Source organism: Extibacter muris, assembly GCF_004345005.1.
GTDB lineage: Bacteria > Bacillota > Clostridia > Lachnospirales > Lachnospiraceae > Extibacter > Extibacter muris.
Genome location: NZ_SMMX01000012.1, coordinates 44,191 through 56,728, shown reverse-complemented (window position 1 = coordinate 56,728; position 12,538 = coordinate 44,191). Strand labels below are relative to the sequence as shown.

General features: G+C 43.8%; 12 protein-coding genes, 1 tRNA gene and 1 pseudogene. 13 read left to right on the top strand and 1 reads right to left on the bottom strand.

Going from position 1 to position 12,538, the window contains the following annotated elements; genetic code table 11:
* The first annotated feature begins 72 nt into the window (after positions 1 to 72).
* The 8 genes from E1963_RS13885 to E1963_RS13850 all read left to right on the top strand — a co-directional run bounded on the left by E1963_RS13885 (position 73) and on the right by E1963_RS13850 (position 8,194).
* Positions 73 to 3,444 carry a DUF7601 domain-containing protein gene (locus E1963_RS13885; protein ID WP_132279016.1) on the top strand — a complete coding sequence of 1,124 codons (3,372 nt, stop codon included), beginning with the start codon at positions 73 to 75 and terminating at the stop codon, positions 3,442 to 3,444.
* A 47-nt stretch (positions 3,445 to 3,491) separates the two neighbouring features.
* Positions 3,492 to 3,776, top strand: a complete 285-nt coding sequence (locus E1963_RS13880; RefSeq protein WP_132279013.1) for an HU family DNA-binding protein — start codon at positions 3,492 to 3,494, stop codon at positions 3,774 to 3,776.
* Between the two features lie 207 nt (positions 3,777 to 3,983).
* The gene (locus E1963_RS13875) at positions 3,984 to 4,181 is read left to right on the top strand and encodes a hypothetical protein (protein ID WP_132279010.1); all 198 of its coding nucleotides are present in this window, start codon (positions 3,984 to 3,986) and stop codon (positions 4,179 to 4,181) included.
* 11 nt (positions 4,182 to 4,192) lie between these two features.
* Positions 4,193 to 4,687, top strand: coding sequence for a class B sortase (locus E1963_RS13870; protein WP_132279007.1), 495 nt, complete (start codon positions 4,193 to 4,195; stop codon positions 4,685 to 4,687).
* A 746-nt stretch (positions 4,688 to 5,433) separates the two neighbouring features.
* Positions 5,434 to 5,883 (top strand): sigma-70 family RNA polymerase sigma factor, encoded by a 450-nt coding sequence (locus E1963_RS13865; RefSeq protein WP_132279004.1) that lies wholly within the window; start codon positions 5,434 to 5,436, stop codon positions 5,881 to 5,883.
* A gap of 115 nt (positions 5,884 to 5,998) precedes the next feature.
* Positions 5,999 to 6,268 carry a hypothetical protein gene (locus E1963_RS13860; protein WP_132279001.1) on the top strand — a complete coding sequence of 90 codons (270 nt, stop codon included), beginning with the start codon at positions 5,999 to 6,001 and terminating at the stop codon, positions 6,266 to 6,268.
* A gap of 295 nt (positions 6,269 to 6,563) precedes the next feature.
* Entirely contained in the window at positions 6,564 to 6,770 is a 207-nt protein-coding gene (locus tag E1963_RS13855; protein ID WP_132278998.1) for a helix-turn-helix domain-containing protein, read from the top strand.
* Positions 6,771 to 6,790: 20 nt separating this feature from the next.
* Positions 6,791 to 8,194: a site-specific integrase gene (locus E1963_RS13850; protein WP_167482206.1), complete on the top strand. Its 1,404-nt coding sequence runs from the start codon at positions 6,791 to 6,793 to the stop codon at positions 8,192 to 8,194.
* Between the two features lie 182 nt (positions 8,195 to 8,376).
* On the opposite strand, the gene E1963_RS13845 is transcribed toward E1963_RS13850, so the two are convergent.
* Positions 8,377 to 8,453: transfer RNA gene (locus E1963_RS13845), tRNA-Arg, on the bottom strand.
* Between the two features lie 283 nt (positions 8,454 to 8,736).
* Between E1963_RS13845 and E1963_RS13840 the strand changes: the two are divergent.
* The 5 genes and pseudogenes from E1963_RS13840 to E1963_RS13815 all read left to right on the top strand — a co-directional run bounded on the left by E1963_RS13840 (position 8,737) and on the right by E1963_RS13815 (position 12,533).
* Positions 8,737 to 9,110: pseudogene (locus E1963_RS13840) on the top strand (TnpV protein).
* A 446-nt stretch (positions 9,111 to 9,556) separates the two neighbouring features.
* Positions 9,557 to 10,258, top strand: coding sequence for a lantibiotic protection ABC transporter ATP-binding protein (locus E1963_RS13830; protein WP_132278995.1), 702 nt, complete (start codon positions 9,557 to 9,559; stop codon positions 10,256 to 10,258).
* 3 nt (positions 10,259 to 10,261) lie between these two features.
* Positions 10,262 to 10,987 (top strand): lantibiotic immunity ABC transporter MutE/EpiE family permease subunit, encoded by a 726-nt coding sequence (locus E1963_RS13825; protein ID WP_132278992.1) that lies wholly within the window; start codon positions 10,262 to 10,264, stop codon positions 10,985 to 10,987.
* Between the two features lie 6 nt (positions 10,988 to 10,993).
* On the top strand, positions 10,994 to 11,725 hold the full coding sequence (locus E1963_RS13820; RefSeq protein ID WP_132278989.1) for an ABC transporter permease: 732 nt from the start codon (positions 10,994 to 10,996) through the stop codon (positions 11,723 to 11,725).
* Entirely contained in the window at positions 11,718 to 12,533 is an 816-nt protein-coding gene (locus E1963_RS13815) for a NisI/SpaI family lantibiotic immunity lipoprotein (RefSeq protein ID WP_132278986.1), read from the top strand. The genes E1963_RS13820 and E1963_RS13815 overlap by 8 nt, the downstream gene beginning before the upstream one ends.
* The last annotated feature ends 5 nt before the right edge of the window (positions 12,534 to 12,538 follow it).

Here is a 12,538-nt window from a genome sequence, read left to right as displayed (position 1 = left end):
CGCAAACATAAGAACAGCTTGCCCCCTGAAAAGGAGACGTAAATTGATATGAAAATAAAGAGGAAAAAGAGTATGAAAAAAAGATTTTTAAGCCTGCTGCTATGTGCAGTTATGCTTTGCGGCTTTGTTCCGCAAGGAATGGCAGTATCTGCTGCTTCGACAGGCGGTGGCTTGTGCGCTCATCATACAGAGCATACCGAGGACTGCGGTTACAGCGAGGGCGTGGAAGGCAATCTATGCACCCATGAGCATGCGGAGGATTGCACTATCTTTGAAACGAATTGTGTTCATTCGCATGACGAAAGTTGCTATCCTAATGAAACTGTTTTGGATGACAGCGCTACCCCGTCCGATGCGGGCGAGGCCAGCCCAACCGAATGTACCCATGTTTGCAGCGAAGAAAGCGCCTGTACTACAAAGAAATTGAACTGCACCCATTCGCATGACGAAAGCTGCGGTTGTGTGGAGGCGGTTGAGGGTACGCCGTGCAGTTATGATTGCTCTCTATGTTCAGAATTAGACAGCGAAAATATCAATCCTCAAAAATCGCAAGAAGAAACAATAACAATCGAAGTTGATGGTGAGAAAAATTGGGTAGACATCGAAACAGCCATCAACGATGCTATCGCAGATAATCCTGATGCTGAAGTCAAAATTATCGGTAAAGGCAACGATGCAGTCATTGTCTTAAAAGACTTGACGGTGGATGTAGAGGGAATGTACCGAACCAAAGCCATTGAGTTGCAGGCGGACACAAGTTTTGAGAATGTAGAACTTCGGATACCTTCTACTGAAGGTTCAGATCCACATATAATGATTTTTGCAAACGGCCATAGTTTATATATGGCAGATAGTGTACGAAAGAAATTTAGCGGAGCGTATACAAAAGCCACAACTATTTTCGGGGGCGGCAATAAGAAAGACGTAGAAAGTGCCCATATCGAGATAAACGGCGGCGACTGGAGCGGTATTTACGGAGGCAGCTATAGAGGAAATAGCGGAAATACATATGTTCATGTAGCCGGAGATGCAGCCGTATCAAAGGTGTACGGCGGATGTTACGGCGGGGTCACGACAGGTAGTATTTATCTGGAATACGGCTCAAGCAGGAGGTATCAGGATGGCAGTAGCACGAAGTACGCATTGGCAGATGTGATAGGCAGCGGCCACGACATTCAAGGCGAACCGCAGATCGCCGATGTCACAGGTGAGAAAATCGAGGTTAAAATACTTCCCGGCGCATTGGTAAGCGACGTATATGGCGCTCGCAACTCTATGGTTTCTGTTGATGATGTCTATATAACCGTAGATGAAGGCGCAGTGGTAATAGACTCTGTAATTGGAGGGGCTTCTACCAGCCGCACGGAACAGTGGTCGTTGGCAGACGGGTACGACACTGACAAAAAACACTATACAGCTAACTCTGATATTCATGTTTTGTTTAACGGAGAAGGCCGGGTAGACGACACAAAATACTATAGCTGCCGGATATATGGCGGAGGTGTCTTTGGGGATGTCAATGGTGATATTGATGTAACAGTTAACGGACATGCAGAGTATGTCTATGGTGGCAGCTCAAGCGATAATGTCACCGGCAATATTGATATTACAATCAATGGCGGCATCTATGCAGGCGGGCATAATGCGGATATGGAATTAGGCGAGGTTTCAACCTGGTACGGAGGCACAGTTACCAGCGGTTGTGTGAGAGGAACGGTTACGGGAAACATTACCACCACAATAAATAAAGACGCTGAAGTTCATGCCCTCATCGGCGGCAGCGACGACGGAAGCGTAGTGGGCAACACCAATGTGCATGTATATGGTAAGGTTCTGAAAAAGAACCACGAAAACAGCAACAGATTCTTGCGGCATGCGGGAAGCATTTTTGGCGGAGGCTATTATAGTGATGAAGACTATATTGATGTGACCGGCTCGGCCTCTGTCTATGTCTATGAAGGCGCTGTTGTAGAGGGAGATGTCCATGGCGGTGCAATCGAAGGGCGAAACTTTGGCGATACCTATGTGGATGTTTCCGGTTCTGTATTGGGAGACATCTATGGCGGTGGAGAAAATCATCATGGCGCCGATGGATGGTATGCGAGCGATGGAACTGTCATATACCCAGGAGTTGTGTATGGCAATACTGAAGTAAAAATTCACGGCAATGGTACGGCTAACAATGTCTACGGCGGCGGAAAGGCTTCTCGCGTGATTGGAAACACATCTGTATTACTTGAAGGAAATGCAAGCGTACAAAATGTTTACGGAATCGGTAATCCTAATTCGGAATACTGGAAGGGAGGTACGCTCAAAAAAGCAAATCCTGTCGCTCCACACGTCTATAAAAATGCAACAATCACGATTAAAGATCAGGCGAGAGTTGCTGATACAATTTACGGCTTTGAAATATTTGAGATTAGAGATAATGAAGTTCTCCCGTTAGGTGGAAGAGCTGAGGTTTACTTCAAGGAAAGCAACAACGACGATATATTTAAGCGAGTTAAAAATGCACACCTTGTGCAAGTGACAGACAGCTCGAATGTGGTGATCGACAACGAGCATCAGGATAATGAGCAGTTGGTGAATGTTTATGACCTTGTCATTGATACTTCTGCCACATTAAAATTTGGTGCTGACGCTCATATTTTGGAAAACTATCGGGGAGATAAGGAAAAAAGCGGCACTTTGGAAATCCCAGCCGGAAAAGGTTTGACAGCGGATGGCGCAGTAACGGACCTCACCAGGATCAGCATTTACGACTACGATAATGTCGTTCCGGAAAAAGCGCAGGTATACGTTATTTCCGGTGCTGGAAGTACAACGGATGACGGTGACTTCACTTGGATTGATACCCGTAACGGTGTTTATATGGACTGGAAAGCAATCGAGGATAATAAATCCCAATGGTGGTTGGTAAATGATCCGAACCCGGAACGCCACGGTGGATTGCAGGTGAAAAAGACCGTTTCCGGCAGCGGCGCAAGCAATACAGAGGCATTTACCTTTACCGTAACGCTGGATAATACCACAATAAGCGGAGTTTACGGGGATATGACCTTTGAAAAAGGCATTGCCACCTTTACCTTGAAGGCGGACGAGAGCAAAACTGCTTCCAATCTCCCTGCTGGCGTAGGCTATACCGTCGAGGAAAAGCAGAACGCAGGTTATACGGTTACGGTGAACGGAACGGCCGGCGCAAAAACAGCCGGTACGATTGCCGCAAATATTACCGCTACCGAAGCATTTAACAATCATAAAGATGGCGAGGAAACTCCTACACCAGATCCGAAACCGGAGCCTACACCTGACACGCCTGATGATGTGCCACAGACAGGTGATACCTCAAATATAAGCCTTTGGATTGCCTTGGCCTGCTTCTCTGTGTTCGGCATAGCGGTGATCCTGTTTGGAAGAAAACAGCGCCATAAAAGACACAAATAAGAAGCGTTGAAAAAGAGAACGCCTATACCCTTTGAGAAAGGAAATAAATGAATAGAAATGAGTTTGTGGAAGAACTTTGCAGCAGAACCAGCCTTACCAAGTCACAGGCAACCGAAAGCATGAACGCTGTTCTTGCCATTCTGACCGAAAGAATGGCAGCAAGGGACAAAGTGCAGTTTACCGGCTTTGGAACTTTTGAAGCGAAATATTCTCCTCTGCGTAAAGCGAGAAACCCTCAAACCGGAGAGAAAGTAAGCATCCCCGCTGGCTACCGGCCAAGCTTTAAGGCGGGAAAATCGTTGCGCGGAAAGGTAAATGAAGCTCAAAAATAAGAGCGAAGCAAGGCGGGTTGGATTATTCCAGCCCGTTTCTTGTCTGAATTTATTGAAAGGGTGAGGGAAATTAAACTTTATTTAGGCAATGTCACAAGGTCAAGGAAAAGAAGCGCATGGAAAAGTCGCAGACATAAAAATAGCTTGAAACCTGTTTTTTCTGTCCTGTTTCTTGTTTTTTTCAACCTTTTTGTTGTATCTGCCGTTATGATTATCAATTTTTACATACAGGGCAAACAGGAACAGGCTTCCTTTACAGAACTTGCGGCGACCGTAGAACTGGCGCAGCAGTCGCAAGGCCATATCGAGGAAACATTAGAAGATCCGCAGTACACCAAGTATGCCATCCTGTATGCGGAAAACAGCGATTTTGAGGCTGGCTGCATATCGACAATACCAATATAGATTATCCGGTTATGAGTACGCCGGACGAGCCGGAATATTATTTGCGCCGCGCTTTTGATAAAACTTCTTCTCAAAGCAGAACGCCCTTTGTCGGCGCGGGCAGCACGATTGACAGCGATCTGTTTATCGTGTATGGGCACAACATGAAGAATAATACCATGTTTGGCACGCTTGATGATTATGCGTCAAAGGCGTTTTGGGAGGAAACTCCCCCTCTCCTTTTCACGACAACCACCGAATATAGGGAGTATGAAATATTTGCCGCTTTGAAAACCCGCATTTTATATCAAGACGAACCGGGTTACCGTTGGTATTATCAGGCGGGTGATCTGACCGAGAAAGCCTTTAACGAACTTGTAAGCTATCTTTCAGAGAACGCCTTATACGATACCGGCATTACGCCCTCTTATGGGGAGCAGATTACCATTTTATCCACTTGCAGCTATCAGGAGGACAACGGACGCTTTCTAATTGCGGCAAGAAGAATACATACCGATACAGAATAAGGAACGAAACATGATTTAGCATGAATGAGTAAAAGCCAAACATAAATGCTGTTGGCTTAAGAAAATTCGGAAAAGAAGAATGGCGGCCAGAAGAAAAAAACAGTGGCGAAAACGCTTTGTTATGGCCTGTCTGTTTGTGGCCGCCCTGTTGATTGTAATTGTTGCTATTCTGCTCTTTTCACAACACCCGTCCAACGCTAGCCATACTTTACGGTGGAGAATGATGCTCTGCGATAACGGTACACCGGGCGGCACATACACCTTGTATCCTCACTTATCGCTGAATGGTGACACATAAAAACATACAAGTATAACTTGATAAGATAGACAAGAACGCCCGATTTAAGGAAAAATCCTTAATCGGGCGTTTTTCATCTCTTGGTGAAATTCCTCGAAAAAAGGATGCGTTTCAACCATATTCAAATAGATTTTCTGTATATTTTGAGGACGCAGCTATGAAACCCAACAAACGGAGGTGCGGCTAACAAAGTTCAGCGTATTTTAACGCTGGCGAAACCTGTTCTTGGCTTTGCGGCCTGTTTCCGCAGGGCAGCTTTGTCATGCCCTGGTTGCAGAGGCACGCTCCTCTTATCCCTCTCAAAAGTTAAGGTGGATAGGAGGTTTGCAGTATGGAAAAGGTTTAGAAAAAAGTTTTGCGGTTCATGTTTTCCAGGCTGCCGTTCCCCTCCTCTGATTTTGATTTGCCCATGTAACGAAAAAATCAAATCGAAATTGGAGGATTACATATGAAAGAAATCAATTTAAGGGATTATTACCCATTTTATACAAATGATATGACTGTTGAAGTGCCGGACGAGGTTGCTGATCTGCTCCGGGAATATAAGCTGGCAGAGGCCGCTTATATCCTGCGTACATACCGGCATAAGGCATATTTTTCCCTGGACTACGATACTAACGTAGAGCATGATGCTCTGGTGATCGTCCTGACGCCGGCTGAAATTTTGGAACAGAAAGAAGAAAGTGCCAGGCTGTATCAGGCGATTGCTTCCCTGCCGGAAAAACAGCGAAACCGTGTCACTTCACATTTTCTGCTCGGCATGAGCATATTGGAAATTGCAAAAAGCGAGGGCTTCGGTGTTAGCTCCGTACACGAAGGAATCCAGCGAGGGCTTCGGCGTTTGAAAAAAAATTTTGAAAAAATGGAGTCAGACCCCGAAAATAATGCCCGAAAATGAAATGAATAATAGAGGGACATATTTATCCGGCAGGACAAGCCTGACAGGTGTGGCCGACAGCACAAGCTCCGGCACACCCTAACTGAAATACGATTATAACTGCCACGCCCCTCGCTTGCTCCTTGACAATTTCATATACGCTATTACAGGTACTTCATTCTGTGTTCCGAGCGGCAAATGGGGCGGCGCCATAACAGGCAGCCAAGGAGGTGATGAATCCCGCTGTCCGAGCGATCCACGCAAACCATTGACCCTGCTGTGGCAGGCAGGGCGCGACAACGGCATAGATGATAATGGTACTTTCTCACGACCTCCTAAGGACTTGGGGGGAGTTCCTGCGGCGTGCGCCTGCTCCGGCAAAGCGGCGGCGACTGCGGGGCTATGATGCGGCGAAGCTATCCGCAGCCTGTAATAGTCCCGCCCTGTTATGAAAGGGCCTGCCGGGGGGCGTGGCAAATACGGCAGTAAATCGAAATCAGATACAATGAGCCGGGCCTGTGACTGTAAAAACGCAGGTCCGACTTATTCATGTGGTTTTGATAGACAGAAAATAAATTTTCAAATATGGATAAATCGCAAATTTTTTATTAGCAAGCAGACAAATCACAGCCAGCGCGGTATAATAATCGCAGGAAGTTATTTCTGCACATTACCTGACTGGCTGAAGAAAGGAGGACACTATGAGCCAGACCGTCAAGGATGTGCAAAGAAATGTTCCCGAACAGCGAACATATAAGGTTGAGGAAATAGCTGAGATTCTTAATATTGGCCGAACCTCTGCCTACAATCTTGTAAAAGAGGGACATTTCAAAGTTGTACGAATTGGTAATGCCATACGAGTTTCTAAAAAATCATTTGATGAATGGTTAGACGCACAGGCGTTCTAACTTAGAAAGGAAGATCGTATATGGCATCTATTATTAAAAGAAAAAAAGCATACTCCGTTGTTTATAACTATATTGATGAAAACGGAGAGACAAAGCAGAAATGGGAAACCTGGCATACACACAAAGAGGCATTAAAACGAAAAGCGGAAGTAGAAAACCAGCAGAATAATGGTACATTTCTTCCCCCAAACAATCAAAAAGTGTCTGATTTTCTGTATGATTTTGTTTCTACCTACGGAGAGAAAAAATGGGGTGTGTCAATGTATGACAGCCAAAATGCCCTGATTGCCAACTATATCAATCCTATTATTGGCGATTTGGAAGTACAGTCCATTACTCCACGTGTAGTAGATAAATATATCCAGACCCTTCAAAAAACGCCTTGTGTGTCCACTAAAACCAGAAAAGCAAGATCCGAATTTGTATCGAACCAGACCATAGAGAAGATTATCAAACTTCTCCGCTGTGCCTTTAAGCAGGCTGTCCGCTGGGAGCTGATAGGAAAGAACCCTTTTGAAAATACTGTGCTTCCCAAAACAGAATACAAGAAGCGGGATATATGGGATGCAGATATGATTCGCAAGGCATTGGATGAATGTACCGACAGCAAATTATACATAGCTATGAACCTGGCTTTTGCCTGCTCTTTGAGGATGGGCGAAATCTTAGGTCTTACCCGGGATAACGTACATATTACAGACGAAAATATAGCTGCAGATAATGCTTATATTTTCATAGATAAGGAACTGACAAGAGCCTCTAAGCAAGCGATTGAAATGCTGGGGCAAAAGGACATTTATCACATTTTTGTTCCGCTTATGCCAAACACCAGCACCCGCATTATTCTGAAAAAGCCAAAGACCGATTCCAGTATTCGTAAAGTGTGGCTGCCTAAAACGCTGGCCTACATTTTGCGGGAATGGAAAAAATCGCAGGACGAATTGAGAGGCTTTCTCGGAGAGGAATATCAAGATTTTAATCTCGTTATTGCCTTACCTAATGGGAGGCCATGTGAGAACCGTATCATCGAGAAAGAGTTTTCTTTGCTGAAACAGCGTGCAGGGCTGCCTAACGTGGTATTTCACTCTCTAAGACATTCCAGTACCACTTACAAGTTAAAACTCAATCACGGCGATTTGAAGGCGACACAGGGCGATACAGGACATGCTGAAATAGATATGATTACCAAAGTTTACGCCCACATTCTTGACGAGGACCGTAAAATCAACGCCCAAAAGTTTGAGAGCGCTTTCTATGCTAATCCTGATCTGCGGAATGTGAAAGCTCCACAGGAACCAGAACAGCCTCAGACACAGGCCGTTGACCTTGCAGCCTTGATTGAGCAGCTTCAAAAATCACCAGAACTGGCGAGCACTCTGGCAGCCCTGATTTCAGGTCAAAATCAAGCAAAAAGTTCAAATTAGCAAAAGGTCTATTTTTATTAGCAAGGTGCAGATTTTTGTTCGTGTCCAATTAGCAAAAAATACACCAAAACGTATAAACAATCAGTTACCCCTCACCTGGCGGAATATGATTTTGTTTAGAGCTTGCAGTAAATAAAAAAAGCTGCAAACCCTTGAAAATAAAGGCTTACAGCGTTGTTTGCTGGCGTCCACGAGAGGATTTGAACCTCCGACCCCACGCTTAGGAGGCGTGTGCTCTATCCAGCTGAGCTACGTGGACATTTGTAAAAATATAAAGTTGTATGCAAGATTTAGACTCGAACCATCTACCGCTTAGGAGGCGGACGCTTTATCCTGCTGAGCTACAGAAACATATTAAGTTGTCAGCTTTTATATTCTATCATTTTACGAGGAAAAAATCAATAACGAAATTGGGACACCTTTTTTTAATTTGTAGGATTACAATACATGAATAAAACCAGATAAGGAGAAAACTCAAAATTTTGTTTAAGACAGCAGACATAACAACGTGGAGTGAATATCTTATTTGGAGGAATTACAAAATGGCAAAATCATTATTCGAACAGTTAGGCGGTACATATCGGAAAGAAAGTGATTACTTAATACCATGCTTGACTGTACCCGCCGAAGAAGAACAGCCGATAGGCACATGGGGACAGCGGCATCTGGACTATCTGAAGCAGTATCGCAAAGTTACATACACCAATCTTCTCACAAGCGGCAGGCTGAATACATACCTTGCCGACATTGACAGGCAGGCACAGGAATGTTTTGAAAGGCTCATAGAGGGCATGAAACAGGCACAGGGCAAACGGAACGCCTAAAGGAGGAAAACGCCTTAGAATGGACAGGACGGCTAGGTAACATAAGGGCTTGTGAGAGGGAGATTGTGGAGGAAGAAATCTTATACACATAATGGAGTGGCGACAGGGTGTAAAGCTCTGTCGTTTTTCTTTTTTGTGGGATAAAAATTCGTGTTTTATGAATTGATATGTTTGTTCAAACGGCTATAGTAGATACAGTACAATTTGAGGAAGAAAGAAATGTTTGAGTATATGACGGCACAGGAAGCAGTGGGGCTTTGGGGAATATCGGTAAGGCGAGCATAAAGGCTCTGTAAGGAAAATCGGATTGAGGGCATATTGAATATCAATCGGGTATGGCTCATACCAAAAGGAGCTGTTAAACTTGCCGATGCCCGAAAAAAGATAACCCGATAAAGCAAAATTAGCTTTTCCCATTTACCTTATACTGATATGGCAGGCGTTAATCAGGATTTTAAAAAGATTCCTTATCTTTATGAAATCTTCAAAAACATCAGCTATTCTTTTCCCATAATCAAAAGAAAGGACAAAACAGAATATGGAAATGATTTTGAAAACAACAAACCTCTGCAAATCTTTCAGCGGACAGACGGTTGTAAACAACATATCGCTGAACATTGAAAGAAATTCCGTCTATGGACTATTGGGACCGAATGGAGCTGGAAAATCTACGACGCTCAAAATGATTACGGGCATTTTGAAACCGACCTCTGGAAATATCGAATTTGACGGTCACACATGGAAACGCAGCGATTTAAACCATATCGGAGCGTTGATTGAAATGCCGCCGCTTTATGAAAATTTGACCGCCTATGAAAATCTGAAAGTAAGGACTACTATTTTAGGACTGACAGATAAGCGGATTGACGAAGTGCTGCAAATCGTCCGACTGACGGAAACAGGCAGGAAAAGAGCCGGACAGTTTTCTCTTGGTATGAAACAGCGTCTTGGAATTGCGGTTGCATTACTAAACAACCCGAAACTGCTCATTCTTGATGAACCGACTAATGGGCTTGACCCGGTTGGAATTGAAGAACTCAGAGAGCTTATCCGCTCTTTTCCAGCAAAAGGGATTACGGTTATTCTGTCCAGTCACATTCTTTCAGAAGTGCAGCAGACAGCTGACCATATTGGTATTATTGCGGGTGGTGTTCTGGGTTATGAGGGGAAACTGAACGCAGACGAGAATTTGGAACAGCTTTTTATGGACGTTGTAAAAAGCAATCACAGGGAGGGTTAAGGCATGGACTATCTGAAATCAGAACATTTGAAATTTAAGAGGACAATATCGAACAAACTGATTTTCATTGTTCCACTAATCACAGCTATTTTTGCGTGGCTTATGGGTGGATTTATGGGGTATCAGTACATGACACTTTACTGGTGGTATGCGTTTTTGCTTCCGGGAGCAATCGCAATTTTGTGTTCTTTGTCACACAGAAAAGAAGAAAACGCCGGGAAATACTATTCGGTATTTTCTATGCCTGTGAACCTTTCAAGATTTGAATTTGCCAAGGGCATTATCTTAGTCGAAAAACTGCTTGTTTCAGCGATATTTTTAGCATTGCTTATCTCTATCAGTAATATCATCACTCCGGCAACGGCAGTATATTCTGTTTTACACAGCATTGTAGGAAGTATCGGGATTATCCTTGCGTCTGTCTGGCAAATTCCTTTGTGCCTGTACTTAGCACGCAAAACGGGAATGTTTGTGCCGATTGTGTTAAATACAATACTTGGGATTGTTCTGTCTACTGCTACTGCATTAGGAAATACAATCGCATGGTGGTTTGTACCGTATTGCTGGGCGGCCAAACTGGCAAAGCCGCTTATGGGAATTGAAATAAACGGAACTTATGCGGGGAATTGTGGATTTTCTATAGCCATTATGATTTCCATTGCGTTGTCAATACTCTTGTTTCTTATTTTATCCTATGCCGACGCAAAGGATTTTTCCAAAGGGAGGTAGACGGAAATGGGTTTTATTTATGCGGTTCGTTCTGAACAGGAAAAAACGAAGCATACACCGTTTTGGGCCATTCATTTTTGTATACCTGTTATCGGGGCATTGTTATTTCTTGCTTACTATTTCCAGTATGCCAGCACAGCAGATAGTAAAAAGCTCAAAATGATATTGGAAATTACGACAACGTTTTTTCCATTGTTGATAAGCGTTATTGTCGGTCTGAATGTTGCACTGGAAGAAAAGGCTTCACACTTCCAGACGCTGCTTGCTGTACCGAACCGACACAAAAATATGCTTGCAAAATTAACTTATCTTTATGGTTCGGGGGTATTTGCACTGTTCTTTCTGTTTCTGTTATTTGTGGTTGGCATACATCTTTTGGGAATGGCTGATACCGTGCAGCTCGGAATGCTGATTGGAGCCGCCGCCGGGATGGCATTTTGTAATTTGATAATATACATCTTGCACCTGTTCCTTAGCTTCAAATTTGGATTAGGGTTATCCCTGTTTTGGGGCGTGTTTGAAAGTCTGCAATGTATCTTATATAGCAATATCGAACTAAAAGGCATAGCGAAGTATATTCCCTTTTCATGGTCTATGAATTGGGTAAAGGATATTTTGAGCCGACAAATTTTCAACTATGGAACGGAAAAAATATGGATTGCAGCATTAACGACAGGTGGCTTGTTGCTGACCTTATTATGGTTTTCTCATTGGGAAGGACGGAAAAATTATGAATAAAAACAGAAAAATGTTTATAGTCGTGCTGTTTGCTTTTGTTGTATGCTTTTCTCTTGCGGGCTGCTCTTTACAGGAAAAAATCAAGGAATATTCCAGTGATAAAGAGCAATGCTATCTGGACGCAGAGAATGTGACGCAATTTTCCTTTAAGGGAAACGACTATACGATTTTGGAGGATACCGTTTCTAATGGCGGGCTTGGGGAATGGACTGGATATATCCGGCAGCTTGCAGCTGTAGACGAAACAGGAAAAGTATTGCTTCAGGAAAACATAGAAGCCGCTACCTTTCGGACGTTGGCAGATTTAGCGGATAAAGCCCCGGAAGCTGCTTATATTATCCCATTCTTGAATGTGTACGCAGCCCCCAACGCTGACGATTATCTGATTGTAGATGTAAACGGAGGGTATCACAAAGCTGTTAGAAAAGAAAATATCAAAGACACAGATACGGTCTTTGACTTCAAGGACACAGAGCAGTCTATGAGTGGAAAGTTTGAAATCAATCCCGAAAATGCAACGCAGCTCCTTTGTGACGGGATTATTTATCAAGTAACCTCTGATACCATATCAAATGATGAATTAGGAAGCTGGATTGATATTCTTGCAAAAAGCGTTACATTCGATACGGAAACGAAACGCCCTTTGTCCAAAGAAGATTTGAACAAGATTGACTGGAACGGAAAAAACGCCGGACAGGGGCGGGAACAATGGTTTTACACAGACGTTTACGAGATTTGCGGTACGGATAAAACAGAAGCGGTTGCGGTAAAAATAAATAACCGCTACTATATTGCAGAGCAGAAATGACCGCT